General features: G+C 72.2%; 15 protein-coding genes and 1 pseudogene. 4 read left to right on the top strand and 12 right to left on the bottom strand.

The window, feature by feature from the left end; translation table 11 throughout:
- Window positions 1-482 precede the first annotated feature (482 nt).
- On the bottom strand, window positions 483-764 hold the full coding sequence (locus tag VH969_RS16160) for a hypothetical protein (protein WP_331974886.1): 282 nt from the start codon (window positions 762-764) through the stop codon (window positions 483-485).
- Between VH969_RS16160 and VH969_RS16155 the strand changes: the two genes are divergently transcribed.
- Entirely contained in the window at window positions 721-2643 is a 1923-nt protein-coding gene (locus VH969_RS16155; protein ID WP_414638527.1) for an N-acetylmuramoyl-L-alanine amidase, read from the top strand. The two genes, VH969_RS16160 and VH969_RS16155, sit on opposite strands and share 44 nt — an antisense overlap.
- On the opposite strand, the gene VH969_RS16150 is transcribed toward VH969_RS16155, so the two are convergent.
- Genes VH969_RS16150 through VH969_RS16125 form a run of 6 tightly spaced genes read right to left on the bottom strand, consistent with a single transcriptional unit; the run spans window position 2629 to window position 6791 of the window.
- Window positions 2629-2949 carry a DUF4873 domain-containing protein gene (locus VH969_RS16150; RefSeq protein ID WP_414638526.1) on the bottom strand — a complete coding sequence of 107 codons (321 nt, stop codon included), beginning with the start codon at window positions 2947-2949 and terminating at the stop codon, window positions 2629-2631. The genes VH969_RS16155 and VH969_RS16150 overlap by 15 nt on opposite strands.
- Before the next feature lie 9 nt (window positions 2950-2958).
- Entirely contained in the window at window positions 2959-3858 is a 900-nt protein-coding gene (locus tag VH969_RS16145; RefSeq protein WP_331974882.1) for a TIGR01777 family oxidoreductase, read from the bottom strand.
- Between the two features lie 33 nt (window positions 3859-3891).
- Window positions 3892-4935 carry a tRNA (adenosine(37)-N6)-threonylcarbamoyltransferase complex transferase subunit TsaD gene (gene tsaD / locus VH969_RS16140; protein ID WP_331974880.1) on the bottom strand — a complete coding sequence of 348 codons (1044 nt, stop codon included), beginning with the start codon at window positions 4933-4935 and terminating at the stop codon, window positions 3892-3894.
- Entirely contained in the window at window positions 4932-5414 is a 483-nt protein-coding gene (gene rimI, locus VH969_RS16135) for a ribosomal protein S18-alanine N-acetyltransferase (protein ID WP_331974890.1), read from the bottom strand. Before rimI ends, tsaD begins: the two co-directional genes overlap by 4 nt.
- A 17-nt stretch (window positions 5415-5431) precedes the next feature.
- Window positions 5432-6067, bottom strand: coding sequence for a tRNA (adenosine(37)-N6)-threonylcarbamoyltransferase complex dimerization subunit type 1 TsaB (gene tsaB / locus VH969_RS16130; protein WP_331974878.1), 636 nt, complete (start codon window positions 6065-6067; stop codon window positions 5432-5434).
- 22 nt (window positions 6068-6089) lie between these two features.
- Window positions 6090-6791 (bottom strand): HAD family hydrolase, encoded by a 702-nt coding sequence (locus VH969_RS16125; protein WP_331974876.1) that lies wholly within the window; start codon window positions 6789-6791, stop codon window positions 6090-6092.
- Between the two features lie 254 nt (window positions 6792-7045).
- Between VH969_RS16125 and VH969_RS16120 the strand changes: the two genes are divergently transcribed.
- Complete coding sequence (locus VH969_RS16120; protein ID WP_331974874.1) at window positions 7046-7681, top strand: HAD family hydrolase; 636 nt, start codon at window positions 7046-7048, stop codon at window positions 7679-7681.
- Here the strand turns inward: VH969_RS16120 and tsaE are convergent.
- The 3 genes from tsaE to alr are packed head-to-tail and all read right to left on the bottom strand — an operon-like array spanning window position 7646 to window position 10361.
- The gene (tsaE, locus tag VH969_RS16115; protein WP_331974871.1) at window positions 7646-8119 is read right to left on the bottom strand and encodes a tRNA (adenosine(37)-N6)-threonylcarbamoyltransferase complex ATPase subunit type 1 TsaE; all 474 of its coding nucleotides are present in this window, start codon (window positions 8117-8119) and stop codon (window positions 7646-7648) included. The two genes, VH969_RS16120 and tsaE, sit on opposite strands and share 36 nt — an antisense overlap.
- 11 nt (window positions 8120-8130) lie before the next feature.
- Window positions 8131-9234 carry an alpha/beta fold hydrolase gene (locus VH969_RS16110; protein WP_331974869.1) on the bottom strand — a complete coding sequence of 368 codons (1104 nt, stop codon included), beginning with the start codon at window positions 9232-9234 and terminating at the stop codon, window positions 8131-8133.
- On the bottom strand, window positions 9231-10361 hold the full coding sequence (alr, locus tag VH969_RS16105; protein WP_331974888.1) for an alanine racemase: 1131 nt from the start codon (window positions 10359-10361) through the stop codon (window positions 9231-9233). The genes VH969_RS16110 and alr overlap by 4 nt, the downstream gene beginning before the upstream one ends.
- 39 nt (window positions 10362-10400) lie before the next feature.
- Here alr and VH969_RS16100 point away from each other — a divergent pair, with 39 nt between their 5' ends.
- Entirely contained in the window at window positions 10401-11024 is a 624-nt protein-coding gene (locus tag VH969_RS16100; protein ID WP_331974867.1) for a hypothetical protein, read from the top strand.
- Here VH969_RS16100 and VH969_RS16095 read toward each other — a convergent pair.
- The gene (locus tag VH969_RS16095; RefSeq protein ID WP_331974865.1) at window positions 11021-12502 is read right to left on the bottom strand and encodes an NAD(P)H-hydrate dehydratase; all 1482 of its coding nucleotides are present in this window, start codon (window positions 12500-12502) and stop codon (window positions 11021-11023) included. The genes VH969_RS16100 and VH969_RS16095 overlap by 4 nt on opposite strands.
- A gap of 5 nt (window positions 12503-12507) precedes the next feature.
- Window positions 12508-14367, bottom strand: coding sequence for a glutamine--fructose-6-phosphate transaminase (isomerizing) (gene glmS / locus VH969_RS16090; protein WP_331974863.1), 1860 nt, complete (start codon window positions 14365-14367; stop codon window positions 12508-12510).
- Window positions 14368-14442: 75 nt separating this feature from the next.
- Between glmS and VH969_RS16085 the strand changes: the two are divergent.
- Window positions 14443-14633: pseudogene (locus VH969_RS16085) on the top strand (alpha/beta hydrolase); the annotation flags it as partial.

The raw sequence follows: 14633 nt of genomic DNA, 5'->3' as shown, positions 1-14633 counted from the left end.
GCCTGTGGGGGGATGCAGATACACGGGTGTGACAAGTCAGGAAATCCAGACCTGACGCACGAAATGCGGAGCTGAGGCAGGGGCTGTAAGAAGTACAAGTGCTGAACGAGTGCCATGACTTTTCAGGGCTGCCCATGCCTCTCGCAACGCGAGTAATCGTCGTGTCCGGTGCAATAGCAGGCGTGGTCGCGAAGGTGACGGATCACCCGAACGGCCAGCGGATATGGCTATCGTGCGTACTCATAGGCAGCGATCGGCCTCCTGTACAGATCGTGTTCGGCGGCGCGCACCGAATTCGGGCCGGAGATCTCGTCCCAGTCGCCCCTCCCGGCGCGAAAGTTATTGTCGAACGAGAAGAATTGTCCGTCCCGAAACCCAAAAAGATGCGGGTTCGTCGCTTCCGAGGTACCCGCTCGCACGGGATGTTGTGCAGTCTCAATGAGCTCGGCTGGGCGCTTGACGGTCCCGATGAGGTGGCTACTCTACGCAACGTAGCGCCCGGCGAGCCGCTCGACGGGCTTACGCTGCTTGGACGTCTCGCGAGAGTCGAGCGGCATCGTAGGTTCGTCGTCGAGCCTCCCGACGACCGACAGGGTGGACGGAGCGTCCACAACAGTCAGGTAGTCACGAAGTAGGCCGATCGGCGGCAAAGGATTGACGGCGGGATCGGGCGGTATCAGAGTTACGCAGGTCTGCCCCTGCCCGCCCCTGGAGGCGTCGATGTCCCGGTCGTCGAGACGAACGGTCGTCAGTGCTTGCATCATCGCGGCCAGCCTCGTTGTAGGCATGACCACCGCTAGCGCGGAAGACAAACCCGCCGATCGGCAGCAGGTCTATGCCGCCGCGGCGCAGGAGTTCGGGGTGCCCCAGAGCGTGCTGCTCGGGGTGTCCTATCTGGAGTCCCGCTGGGACACCAACGCCGGCGCGCCCAGTACCAGCGCCGGCTACGGGCCGATGCACCTCACGGACGCCGTCGCCGCCACCGCGCGCGGCAGCCACCACGGTGACGGCCTCGAGGACCCGCGCGGCGATACCGCCCGGCCCGCCCTGCACCCGCACGCCGGTGAGCCGGACCTGAACGCGCCCAGCCTGCGTACCGCCGAGCGGGCGGCCGAGCTGACCGGGATCGATCAGCGGGCGCTCCGCAGCGATCCGGCGCAGAACATCCGCGGCGGCGCGGCCCTGCTTGCCGAGTACCAGCGTGACCTGGGCATTCGGAGCAGCAACCCGGCCGACTGGTACGGCGCCGTCGCGCGGTACAGCGGCGCGACCGACACGGCCACCGCCAAGTCGTTCGCCGACGAGGTGTTCGCCACCATCAAGCAGGGCGCGGCCCGCGTCACGGACGACGGGCAGAGCGTGCGGCTCGCCGCCCAACCGAGCGCGACGCCGAACACCGGACAGCTGAACGAGCTCGGCCTGCGGCAGACCAACCAGGCCGAGACCGAGTGCCCGCGTGGCCTGGGCTGCGAGTGGATCCCGGCGCCATACGAGCAGTTCGACAACACCTACGGCAACCACGACCTCGCCAACCGGCCGCAGTCGCAGAAGATCAACTACATCGTCATCCACGACACCGAGGAGACGTACGACAACACGATCCGCCTCGTGCAGGATCCGACCTACGTCAGCTGGAACTACACGCTGCGCTCCGCCGACGGGCATGTCGCCCAGCACGTCAAGGCCAAGGACGTCGCCTGGCACGCCGGCAACTGGTACGTCAACGCCAAGGCCATCGGCCTCGAGCACGAAGGCTTCGGCGCCGACGGCTCCTGGTACACCGAGGCGCTGTACCGCAGCTCCGCCAAGCTCGTCCGCTACCTCGCGGACAGGAACGACATCCCGCTCGACCGCGCGCACATCCTCGGCCACGACAACGTGCCCGGTACCGTCCCGTCGACCGTCGCCGGCATGCACTGGGACCCGGGTCCCTACTGGGACTGGGCGCACTACTTCGACCTGCTCCACGCGCCCTTCCACGGCGTCGGCACCCCGGCCGCCGGCCTGGTGACCATCCGGCCCGACTACGCCGCGAACAAGCCCGCCTTCACCGGCTGCGAGACGGCCGGCCAGCCCTGCGCGCCGCACGGCTCGGGCTCGGTCATCCTCCACACGGAACCGCGTGACGACGCGCCGCTGCTCGTCGACCTCGGCCTGCACCCGGACGGCTCGCCCGGCACGATGCACATCTCCGATCACTCGAGCCGGGTCGAGACCGGCCAGAAGTACGCGATCGCCGACCGCCAGGGCGACTGGACCGCCATCTGGTACCTCGGCCAGAAGGGCTGGTTCTACAACCCGAAGCGGCACCCGACCGCCCTCTGGTCGGCCGGCCTCGTCGCCACGCCGAAGGCGGGCAAGGCGAGCATCCCCGTCTACGGCCGCGCGTACCCGGAGGCGGCGGCCTACCCGTCGAACATCCCGGTGCAGGCGGTCACGCCGCTGCAGTACTCGCTGCCGGCCGGCCAGAAGTACTCGGTCGGGCTGGTCGCCGGCTCGGAGTACTACTGGGCGACGACCTTCGACGCGTCGAACCACACGGTCGTGCGCGGCGAGACGAGGTACGTGCAGATCCAGTTCGGCCACCGGGTGATGTTCGTCAACGCGGCGGACGTCGACCTGCGACCGTCAATGCTGCCCTAGCTCCTCGAGCGTCGTCGGGACGGGGAACGGCGGACGGCCGGTTCCGCTGATCCGGTACCTACGCCACGGGTCCGGGTCGGCGAGCCGGCCGTCCGCCTCACCGTGTGGCGTGCGCAGCGACGCGGGTGCGTTGCGCGTGCCGACCAGTTCGGTGAGCGCGGCATCGGCCAGGATCCGCCCGTACCAGTGGTACTTGCCGTCGATCGGCTCGAAGTTGCCGGCCAGGATCACGTCGACGGCCAGCTCGGTCTCCTCGACGCGAAGCGTGGCGCGGCCTTCGTAGCCGTCCTCGTCGTGCTCGGTCATTGCTATATGTTACCGCAGGTAATAGGTACTCAGCAGCTCGCGGAACGCCTGCTCAAGGCTTGGGTGGCGGAACGTGAACCCCGTGCGCAGCAGCCGCTCGGGCACCGCTCGAGCGCTCGCCAGCACGATCTCGTCGGCGACCTCTGTGCCGAACATCCTGCGGGTCAGACCGCGCGTCAACGCCAGGAACCGCGGCCGGCCGAGGACGCGGGCGAGGATGTCGGCGTACTCGCGGTTGGTCACCGGATGCGGCGCGACCACGTTCACCGGGCCGGCGAGCGACGGGGTGGCGAGCACGTGGTCGACCGCACGGACCATGTCCGGCAGCGAAACCCAGCTCACGTACTGGTCGCCGCCGCCGGCGCGGATGCCGAGCCCGCGGCGGAAGGTCGGCAGCAGCCACGCGAGCGCGCCGCCCTCGGCCGACTGGATGATGCCGAACCGCAGGTGCGCGACCCGCAGGCCGGCCCGGTCGGCGACATCGGCGGCCTGCTCGGCCTCGCGGTGCACGGAGGCGAGGAAGCCGTCCCCGGGCGCACTGGTCTCGGTCAGGGTCTCGGCACCCCGGTCGCCGTAGTAACCGATGGCGGACGCGCAGAGCAGCGTTTGCGGACCGTCGTCCATCGAGGCGAGCCCCTCGGCGAGCACCTGCGTGCCACCGACACGGGACTCGCGGATGGCCTCGCGGTGGTGCTCGGTCCACTTTCCATAGACGCGCTCGCCGACGAGGTGCACCACGGCCTGCACGCCCACGAGTCCGGCGGTGTCCAGCTCCGGGTACCAGAGGACCTCGTCATCGGCCTCCGGCCGGCGTTGCACGAGGCGGACGACCTCGTGGCCGCGGGCACGCAGGTGCTCGACGAGCGCGCCGCCCATCAGCCCCGTGGTACCCGTGACCGCGACCTTCACCCGGCTGAGAGTACGGGGTGGGTGAGATCGGTCTCAGACCGACACCGTGCTCACGGGCAGGGCCGGATCGGCCGACAAATCCAAAGAGGACGGACGGACACCGGCCGCCACGAGGTGCGCACCGAGCGCGGCGATCATGGCGCCGTTGTCCGTGCACAACCGCGGCCGGGGCACGCGCAACTCGATGCCGGCGGCCGCGCAGCGCTGCGCCGCCAGGCTCGACAGCCGGGAGTTGGCGGCGACCCCACCCGAGATCACCATCGTGCCGATCTGCAGCTCCTCGGCGGCCCGGACGGCCTTCATGGTCAGCACGTCGGCGACGGCCTCCTGGAACGACGCGGCCACGTCGTCGACCGGGATCGCGCGGCCGTCCTTCTCGCGGTTCTCCACCCAGCGGGCGACCGCGGTCTTCAGGCCGGAGAAGGAGAAGTCGTACTTGGCGTCGCGGGGGCCGGTGAGCCCACGCGGGAAGCGGATCGCGTCCGGGTTGCCGCGGCGGGCGGCCTTGTCGATGGGCGGGCCGCCCGGGTACGGCAGGCCGATGATGCGCGCGACCTTGTCGTACGCCTCGCCGGCCGCGTCGTCGATCGTCGAGCCGATCTCGGTGATCTTGGTCGCGAGCTGGTCGACCTGCAGCAGCTGCGTGTGGCCGCCGGACACGAGCAGCGCCAGGCACGGCGAGGGCAGCGGGCCGTGCTGCAGGGTGTCCGCGGCGACGTGGCCGGGCAGGTGGTTGACGCCGTAGAGCGGCACGTCCAGGGCGGCGGCGTACGCCTTGGCCGCGGAGACGCCGACGAGCAGCGCCCCGGCCAGTCCCGGCCCGCAGGTGACCGCGATGGCGTCCACATCGGACAGCTCGACACCGGACGAGTCCACCGCGCGCTTCATGCTCGGCACCATGGCCTCGAGGTGCGCGCGGCTGGCGACCTCGGGCACGACGCCGCCGAAGCGGGCGTGCTGGTCGACGCTGGACGCGACCTCGTCGGCGAGCAGCTCGACGGACCCGTCGGTGCGCAACCGGACGATGCCCACGCCGGTCTCGTCGCAGGAGCTCTCGATGCCCAGGATGATCGTCACGTGCCGTCCTTATGGACCGTCTCGCCGGCGTGCGCGGGGCGCGCCATCGTGTACGCGTCGGCGCCGGAGGGCTGGTAGTACCTGCGGCGCAGGCCGATGCGGTCGAAGCCGTGCGCCCGGTAGAGCGCGATGGCCGCGGCGTTGTCCGTGCGCACCTCGAGGTAGACGGGTGCGCCGTACTCGTCGGCGACCGCGAGCAGCGCACGCAGCAGCAGCCTCCCGATGCCCCGGCCCTGCCAGGCGGGGTCGACGCCGATCGTGTGCACGTTCGCCTCTGCGTCGCGCCGGGTGCCGACGACCGAGATGCCCGCGTAGCCGACCAGCCCGGTGCCGTCGACGTAGGCCCCGAAGTACTGGTTGCCGTGGTCGAGCTCGGCACGCAGCGTGTTCTCACTCCACGGGTCGTCGCCGGCGAAGAGGATCCGCTCCAGCTCGGCGCAGCGCCGCAGGTCCGCGTAGTCCAGCGGGGCGAGCCGCACGGTCATGGCGGGTTCCGTCATGGGGTCGTCACCCGTTTCCGCGCGCCCGGCTCGGTGGCGTCGGGCCTGCGCAGGTACAGCGGGGTGAGCGGCCGTGGTGCCCGGGTGAGGTCCACGGCGCGCACCAGGCCGGCCGGCGTCGGGTACTCGTGGCCGGTGTGCGGCATCGTCAGGACGTCGGCGTAGACCGTCGCGCCCGCGCGCTTGTTCAGTTGTGGGATGTCTGCCGGCTTGCCGACGGCCGGGCCCGCGGTGCGGGCACCATGCTCGTCGTACGTGGCCCAGTACAGCTCCTTGCGGCGCGCGTCGGTCGTGACCAGTAGCGGCCCGTCCTCGGTCGCCGCGATGGCGTCGAGCGTGCACACCGGGTGGACCGGCACGTCCAGCGCGTGGCCGAGCGCGGCGGCGGTGGCCATGCCCGCGCGCAGCCCGGTGAACGGCCCGGGCCCGGCGCCGCAGACGACCGCGTCGACGTCGGCGAGCGTGCTCCCGGCGGCGTCGAGGGCTGCGAGGACATGCGGCGTCAGCAGCTCGCCATGCGCCCGCGCGTCGACGGTCACCCGTTCGGCGAGCACCTCGACGCGCGCACCATCCACGGCGACGACCCCAGCGGTGACCGCGGGCGTCGCGGTGTCGACTGCGAGAACCAGCACGGCCGTCAAGCCTACGGCCTGGTCAGGCAAGCCAGCGGTCGACCACCTCCTCGAGGTCGGCGAGCCGCTGGATCACGGCATCGGGCTGCACGTCGACGGGCACCTGCTGCTCGGCTGGGATGTCGCTGTGCGGCACGAGTACGGCGCGCATGCCGAGGGCCTTGGCGCCGCTGATGTCGTCGTAGGGCCGGTCGCCGACGTAGACGCACTCGGCCGGGTCCTCGACGCCGACGGCGGCCATGGCGGCGCGGAAGGCGGCCTCGTGGGGCTTGGTGTACTCGAGGTCGCTGCTCCAGACGCGGGCATGGAACAGCTCGAGCACGCCGTCGCGCTCGAGGACCTCCTCGTGCCAGGCGGCCGGCCACGGGGTCGAGGACAGGATGCCGATGCGTAAGCCCTTCTCGCGTAAGGCCTTCATGAGCGGCGCGACCTCGGGGTCGGTGTAGGTGGCCTGGTCCCAGAACGTGCGGTAGGCGGCGAAGCCGTCCACGTGCTCGGGGGCCCGCGCGGTCGCGAGCACCTGGGCGATGGTGAACGCCCGGTGCTCGTCGCGCGCGAGGCGCCACGCGGCCTGCTCGGCCTCGTGAATGGCCGCCGCGACCCGGCCGGCCTGGACCGCGTCGCCGGGATGCAGCACGTCCGCGTAGCTGCGCCAGGCAGCCTGGTAGTCGACGGGACGCCAGGGGGTGAGCGTGCCACCCCAGTCGAAGATCACCGCTCGCATGGCCCCCACGATGCCTGCGACCCCTGACAGTCTCAAGCGAGTTCACCGCGGTTGTCCACAACCCGGCGGATTGTCCACAGCTCCGCCCGGCGCGCCGGTTCTGTCGGCCCCCGCCGATAGACTGGGGCCATCCGGGGTGCCCCCGGAGAGGGTGGGGGCTGCGTACCGCACGCGCGGGCGCGCGGGGAATCGTTGGTGTGACTCGGGGTTGGGACAGGCCGCGGTACCGGCGATTTCTGACGTAGCGTGGCGGCATGATCCGCGGCGTTCTCTTCGACTTCTCCGGCACGTTGTTTCGCCTCGAGCCTGATCCCGCTTGGAGTGACGAGCTGATCAGCGTGCTCACGGCCTCCACGCTCGCCGCGGATCATCTGCCGGCGGCGCTCGCCGACGACTGGGCGCGGCGCGATCTCGACCCGGACCTGCATCGCAGCGTTTACCTTGCCTCGCTGGCTGCCAGTGATCTCGGGCTGTCGGCGGCTGAGGCCGAGGCGACCTACGAACGCATGCTCGAGCCGGAGTCGTGGCGGCCCTATCCGGACACCGGGCCGGCCCTCGAACGGCTGCGCGACAAGAAGGTCGCCGTCGTCAGCAACATTCCCTGGGATATCCGGCGGGTGTTCCGTCGGTACGACCTGGACGGGCCGGTCGACGAGTTCGTGCTGTCCTACGCCGAGGGCGTGATGAAGCCCGACCCCAAGATCTTCCTCGTCGCCTGCCAGCGGCTGGGGGTCGCACCAGACGAGGCGCTCATGGTCGGCGACAGCAGGGAGGCCGACGGCGGCGCGGCACAGGTCGGCATCCGGACCGCGATCATCGACCACCTGCCGAGCGACCAGCGGCCCGACGCGCTTCTATCTACTTTGGACGAATACGGGCTCACGGGATAGCCAGCTGCCGTGCGGGACGACGGTCGCGAGGCGGGCGTCGTCCTCGCGGCGTTCCAGGCGGATCAGCAGGTGGTCGGCCGACAGGCGCTCACCCGCGCCCTCGCCCCACTCGATCACCACAACGGCGTCCACGAGCGACGTGTCCAGGTCCAGGTCGTCCAGCTGGTCGAGGTCCCCACCGAGGCGGTACGCGTCCACGTGCACGAGCGGGATCCCGCGACCGGACGGGGCAGGCCGGTGCTCGCGGGCGATGATGAACGTCGGCGAGCTGACGCGGCCGCTCACGCCCAGCCCCTCGGCGATCCCGCGCGCCAGCACGGTCTTGCCCGCGCCGAGCGGACCGGCCAGCAACACCAGGTCACCGGCCGCCAGCACGGCTCCCAGCCTGCGCCCGAACCGCACGGTGTCGGACTCCGTCGGCAGTTCCACGGTCGTCATCGTGTCCATGGTCACTCTCGTTCACGGCGCCACCATTTCCGGCGGCCTCCGGTCCGTCCGTACGCGCACTGCTGCAGCAGCAGCACGAGATGGTCGTTGATCAGTTGCGGCTGCTCCCACATCACCATGTGCCCGCCGCGAGGCACCCGCACCAGCTCCGCGTCCGGCAGCTCGAGCGCGATCCGCTCGGCGTGCGAGAACGCCGTCATCCGGTCCGCGTCGCCGCTGATCACGAGCACGTGCGCGTGCTTGAGGCCGGCCAGCGCGGCGTAGCGGTTGTGCGTGCCGAGCGTGTCGATGAAGTCCGCGAGCACCCGGGTCGGCGTCGCGTCGAGCAGTTCCAGCAGGAAGGTCACGAGCGACGAGGGCACGTCCTTCGACCCGAACGCCAGCGAGCGCACCGCGCGCCGGGTCAGCTGGCCGCCGGCCGCGCGGACCATCTCGATCGCGGCCGGCTGCCAGTCCGCCAGCCGGCCGATGTTGCGGGTCACCGGGTTGTACCGGGACAGCAGCGGCCGCGGCAGGCCGCGCTTGCCGACCTCACCCGCCGAGGTGTCGATCAGGGCCACGCCGCACACCTGCTCGGTGAACAGTTCCGGCCGCTGCTCGGCCAGCGCCATGATCGTCATGCCGCCCATGGAGTGTCCGACGAGGACGGTCGGACCCTCGATGCCCGCCTTGTCCAGCACCTCGCCGAGGTCGAGGCCCAGCCGGTCGATCGTGCTCGACGCCTCGTTCGCGCGGCCGGACTCGCCGTGGCTGCGGTGGTCGTACAGCACCTGCCGCACGCGCGGCTCGGTGAGCCGGGCGAGCGCCTTGCGCTGGAAGTGCCAGCTGCGCCGCGACAACGCGAAACCGTGCGCGAACACCACGGTGATCTCCGGCTTGCCGCCGGCCGCGGGGTCGACCTCCTCGACGGCAAGCTCGATGCCGTCGTCGGTGATCACCGTGTACGTGCGGTCGGGCCGCAGCTTGCCGAGCGGCTCGTCGGCGTACGGGTCGTCGGGGTCGTGGCGCCTGCGGGACGCCGCCACGCCGAGGGCGATCGCGGTGCCGGCCGCCGCCACGCCGATCGCGCCACCGATCAGCGCACCGACCTTCTTGGACACCGTCACCGGCTACCCCGGTAGGTACGGGTCACCCGCGGCCGGTACATGCCGGTGACGATCTCGTAGTCGATCGTGCCGAGCGTGTTCGCCCACTCGGTCGCGGTCGGCTCGCCGTGCGTGCCCTCGCCGAACAGGACGACCTCCTCGCCGACCGGCACGAGGTCGTCGCCGCAGTCCACCACGATCTGGTCCATGCAGACCCGGCCGACGACGGGCCGCCGGCGCCCGGCGAGCCACACGTCCAGCCGGCCGGACAGCAGCCGCGGGATCCCGTCCGCGTAGCCGACCGGGACGAGCGCGAGGTTCGTGTCCGCCGGCGCGGTCCACGTCTGTCCATAGGAGACGGCCTCGCCCGCGGCGATCCGCTTGGTGAGCGACACCGACGACCGGAACGTCATGACCGGGCGCAGGTCCTCGGGATACGGCAACGGGTTCAGCCCGTACATGGCGATGCCGACGCGGACGAGGTCGAAGTGCAGGTCCGGCCGGTTGAGCGTGGCGGCCGAGTTCGCGAGGTGGCACAGCGGGCGCAGGCCGGCGGCGGTCGTGACCTCGTAGGCCTCCTGGAACCGGGTCGCCTGCACGTCGACGGACGCATGGCCGGGCTCGTCGGCGCAGGCCAGGTGGGACCAGATCGCGATGATCCGCGCGTACCCGTCGGCGTGCGCCTTGGCCGCGACGTCCACGAGCTCGGGCCACTCCTCGACGGGACAGCCGTTGCGGGACAACCCGGTGTCGATCTTGAGGTGCACGCGCGGGACCTTGCCGGCGCGCTGTCCGGCACCGAGGATGTGGCCGAGCTCGCGCACGCTGGACGCGGTCAGGTCGATGTTGGCCGCGACTCCGGGCGCGAACTCCTCGCCGGCGACCTCCAGCCAGCTCAGGATCGGCGCGGTGATGCCGGCGCCGCGCAACGTGAGCGCCTCGGCGAGCGAGCACGCGCCGAGCCAGGTGGCGCCGGCTTCGAGGGCGGCGCGGGCGACCGGCAGCGCGCCGTGACCGTAGCCGTCGGCCTTGACGACGGCCATGGTGGCGGCGCCGGACGCGGCCGCTCGCTCGGCGAGCAGCGTGACGTTGTGGCGCAGCGCGTCGAGATCGACGATCGCCTCGGCGCGAGGTGGATGAGCAGCCATGACGGTACTCATGTTTACACGTCGGCTAGTTTCGCGGGCATGCGGACCGTGGTGGGCGTTGTCGCGATACTCACGATGTCCGCACTCGGCACGCTGGCTTGGGGTGGCGCGGCGACGCGGCTCGTGGCGTGGACGTTTGCCGGGCAGTGCGAAGGCACGGCGACGGCGGATTGCGTGGTGACGCTGCCCGCCCGGGTCGAGGCGCACTGGGACAGCCCCGGCCGGGACGAGGCAACGCTGACGCTCGTGCCGCTGCCCGGTTCGTCGATCGTGGGACTGAGCTACCACGACTTCTACCGCCTCGGCGCGAAGGACGGCGACGAGGTTCGCGCGACGTTGTTCGACGGCCAGGTGACCGCTCTGACGCGCGCCGGGCGGACGGTGTCCATCGAGCCGCCCCCGGCGCAGACGACGCTGCGCTTCCTGCTGCTCACGGCCGCGGCGGCCGGCGCCCTGGTGCTGGCGGCGCGCCGGCGTGGGTGGGGCCTGCGCGCGGCGGTGTGCTCGGTGGCGGGCGCCTTCGCCGGCATGGCGACCGCCGCCGCGGTGCCGCCGGAGTGGGCCGTGCCGGCGTTGCCGGGTGTCGCGGTGCTCGTGGGCGCCGGGCTGTCGTTCGTCCGGCTGCCGCGCGCGTGGACCGCCCCGGCGCCCGCCGGCGGTTAGCGCGACGCTCCGGCCACGGCGCGGGCCGCCCGCACGGCGTCCGGGATCGCCTCGAGGATCGCGGACGCGGGGGCCGGTGCGCCCTTCGCGGCCAGCATGCCCGCGTGCTCGTGCACCCACGCCGCGCAGCCGGCCGCAAGCCACGGATCCAGCCCGGTCGCGAGCGCGGCGCCGATGAGGCCGGACAGCACGTCGCCGGAGCCCGCGGTCGCGAGCCACGCGGACGACGCGAGGTTGACCAGGACGCGGCCGGTGGCGTCGGCGATGACGGTCGTGTGGCCCTTGAGCAGGACCACGCAGCTCAGCCGCCGAGCGAGCGCGCCGGCGGCCGCCGGGCGGTCGTCGCCGAGCTCGATGCCCAGCGGCTCGGCGATGCGGGCGAACTCGCCGGCATGCGGGGTCAGCACCACCGGCACGTCCGGCTCGCGCCGGTCCCACAGCGTGGGGTCGGTGGCGAGCAACGTGATGCCGTCCGCGTCGACGCAGGTCGGCACGCCGTCGGCGAGCACCCCCGCCAGCACGTCCCGGCCTGCCTGCCCGGTACCCAGGCCCGGCCCGACGATCCACGCCTGCACCCGGCCGGCGTCCTCCACCGAGCCGGTCGCGACGACCTCCGGCCAGCGGGCACGCACCTCGTCGGCCGCCCAGCCCGCGTAGCGGACCATGCCCGAGGTCGCCAGCACGGCGGCCCCGGTCGCCAGCACGGCCGCACCCGGGTACGTCGCCGAGCCGGCGGCCACGCCGGTCACGCCCTGGGTGTACTTGTCGTCGTCCGGCCCCGGCACCCGCCAGTCGCGGCCGACTTCCGCCGGTTCCAGCACCGAGAAGGCCGGCTCGTCCAGCCACGGGCCGAGCCCGATGTCCACGAAGTGCACCTTTCCCGACCGGACCGCGCCCTCGCCGAGCACGTGCACCGGCTTGCGGGCGCCGAACGTCACGGTCACGTCCGCCCGCACGGCCGGGCCGTGCGTCGCGCCGGTGTCCGGGTCGACGCCGCTTGGCAGGTCGACCGACAGCACGGGCGCGTCGACCGCGGCCACCAGCTCCGCGGCCACCGGGCGCAGCGGCCCACGCGCGGACAGCCCGACGATCCCGTCGACCACGAGGTCCGCGCCGCCGAGCGCGGCCGCCACCTCGGGCGTCAGCGAGTCCGCGGTGAGCACCCGCCCGCCGGACCGGCGCAGCGCGTCGAGCCCGGCCGGGTGCGCCTTGTCCGGCGCGAGCAGCAACGCGGTGACCGCGACCGACCGGCGGCGCAGGAAGTGGCCGGCCCACAACGCGTCGCCGCCGTTGTTGCCGGCCCCGATGAGCAGCACGACCCGCCGCCCGGCGACCCCGCCGGTCCGCTCGCGCAGCATCGCCGCGCAGCGCACCGCGACGCCGAAGGCGGCCTTGCGCATCAGCGCGCCCTCGGGGGTCCGCCCGAGGAGCTTGTCCTCGGCCGCCTTGACCTGCGCCGTCGTCCAGACGCCCAGCACGGCTACTACTCCACGGTGACGGACTTGGCCAGGTTCCGGGGCTTGTCCACGTCGTACCCGCGCGAGCGGGCGATCTCCGCGGCGAGCACCTGCAGTGGCACCGTGGAGACCAGCGGCTGCAGCAGCGTCGGCACGGCCGGTACCTCGACCAGCTCGTCCGCGAACGGCCGCACGGTCTCGTCGCCCTCCTCGGCGATCACGATCGTGCGCGCCCCGCGGGCCTGGATCTCGGAGATGTTCGACAGCAGCTTCGCGTGCAGCACCGCGCGACCCTTCGGCGACGGCATCACGACGACGACCGGCAGCTCGTCCTCGATCAGCGCGATCGGGCCGTGCTTGAGCTCGCCGGCGGCGAAGCCCTCGGCGTGCATGTACGCGAGCTCCTTGAGCTTGAGCGCACCCTCCAGCGCCACCGGGTAGCCGACGTGGCGGCCGAGGAACAGCACCGCCTTCGCCTCGGCGAGCGAACGGCCGAGCGAGCGCACCTTCTCGACCGTGCCGAGCACGCGCGCGACCGCCTCGGGCAGCGCGGCGAGCTCGTTGAACTCGCGGGCCACCTCGTCGGGGTACTTGGTGCCGCGGGCCTGCGCGAGCGCGAGGCCGACGAGGTAGTTGGCCGCGATCTGCGCGAGGAACGCCTTGGTCGACGCGACGCCGATCTCCGGGCCGGCGTGGGTGTAGAGCACGGCGTCGGACTCGCGCGGAATCTGCGCGCCGTTGGTGTTGCAGACCGCGAGCACGCGGGCCTTCTGCTCGCGCGCGTGCCGGACCGCCTCGAGCGTGTCCGCGGTCTCGCCGGACTGCGACACGGCGACGACCAGCGTGTCCCGGTCGAGGACGGGGTCGCGGTAGCGGAACTCCGATGCCAGCTCGACCTCCACGGGCAGCCGGCACCAGTGCTCGATGGCGTACTTGGCGACCAGGCCCGAGTGGTACGCGGAGCCGCACGCGACGACGAAGACCTTGTCCACGTCGCGCAGGTCCTGGTCCGACAGCCGCTGCTCGTCGAGGACGATCCGGCCGCCGGTGAAGTGCCCGCGCAGGGTGTTGGCGAGGGCGGCCGGCTGCTCCTCGATCTCCTTGAGCATGAAGTACTCGTAGCCGCCCTTCTCGGCGGCCGAGAGGTCCCAGTCCACGTGGAACGGGTGGGTCTGCGCGTCGATGCCGTGGAAGTCGGTCACCTGGTAGCCGTCGCGGGTGATCGTGACGACCTGGTCCTGGCCGAGCTCTACGGCGTCGCGAGTGTGCTCGATGAAGGCGGCCACGTCGGAGGCGACGAAAGTCTCCCCGCTGCCGATGCCGACGACGAGCGGCGAGGACCGGCGCGCCGCGACGATCATGTCCGGCTGCTCGACGTGGGTGATGACCAGCGTGAACGCCCCGTCGAGACGCTGGCAGACCGTGCGCACGCTGGCGGGCAGGTCACCCGCGGTCTCGCCGGCGTCGTAGGCCCGCGCGACGAGGTGCGCGACGGTCTCGGTGTCGGTGTCGGACGAGAACTCGACGCCGCCGGCCTCCAGCTCGTGGCGCAGCGAGGCGAAGTTCTCGATGATGCCGTTGTGCACCACGGCCACCCGCTGGGTCGCGTCGCGGTGCGGGTGCGAGTTCCGGTCGACCGGCGCGCCGTGGGTGGCCCACCTGGTGTGGCCCATGCCCGCGGTGCCGGCGAACGTCTCGCGGCCGACCTCGTCGAGCCGGTCCTCCAGGTTGGCGAGCCGGCCCGCCTTGCGCTCGACCGCCAGGCCCTGCTCGGCCAGCACGGCGACGCCCGCCGAGTCGTACCCGCGGTACTCCAGTCGTCGCAAACCGTCGAGGACGACGTCGAGCGCCGGGCGATGGCCTACATATCCCACGATTCCGCACACTCGACAGAGGGTAACGAGCACGGGTGCGGGCGTCGGTAGGGCCGTCGCCGGTAAAGCTCGATAGGGTCGACGACCATGGCGAACAAGGCGAAGCACCTCGCCGAGGAGCTGTCCCACAAGGGGCCGCACCGGGTGCTGCGCGGGGACCTGGCGCTCGTGGGCCTGCCGGGGGTCGTGTACACGCCGACGTCGGGGCTCGGGTTGCCGGCGATCGCGTTCGGGCACGGGTGGCTGCAGCCACCGCAGCGCTACCTGGGCCTGCTGCG

Origin of the sequence: Actinophytocola sp., assembly GCF_036555685.1 — a bacterium.
Taxonomy (GTDB): Bacteria; Actinomycetota; Actinomycetes; order Mycobacteriales; family Pseudonocardiaceae; genus Actinophytocola.
The sequence above is the reverse complement of the archived record's forward strand: the minus strand, read 5'-3'. Positions and strand labels throughout refer to the sequence as shown.

Excerpts from the sequence above, each read along its gene's own strand:
- VH969_RS16125 (WP_331974876.1), bottom strand. The coding sequence starts at position 6,791 with ATGCGAGCGGTGATCTTCGACTGGGGTGGCACGCTCACCCCCTGGCGT.
- alr (WP_331974888.1), bottom strand. The coding sequence starts at position 10,361 with ATGGCTGCTCATCCACCTCGCGCCGAGGCGATCGTCGATCTCGACGCG.
- VH969_RS16160 (WP_331974886.1), bottom strand. The coding sequence starts at position 764 with ATGATGCAAGCACTGACGACCGTTCGTCTCGACGACCGGGACATCGAC.
- tsaE (WP_331974871.1), bottom strand. The coding sequence starts at position 8,119 with ATGACGACCGTGGAACTGCCGACGGAGTCCGACACCGTGCGGTTCGGG.
- VH969_RS16155 (WP_414638527.1), top strand. The coding sequence starts at position 721 with ATGTCCCGGTCGTCGAGACGAACGGTCGTCAGTGCTTGCATCATCGCG.
- VH969_RS16120 (WP_331974874.1), top strand. The coding sequence starts at position 7,046 with ATGATCCGCGGCGTTCTCTTCGACTTCTCCGGCACGTTGTTTCGCCTC.
- VH969_RS16100 (WP_331974867.1), top strand. The coding sequence starts at position 10,401 with ATGCGGACCGTGGTGGGCGTTGTCGCGATACTCACGATGTCCGCACTC.
- VH969_RS16150 (WP_414638526.1), bottom strand. The coding sequence starts at position 2,949 with ATGACCGAGCACGACGAGGACGGCTACGAAGGCCGCGCCACGCTTCGC.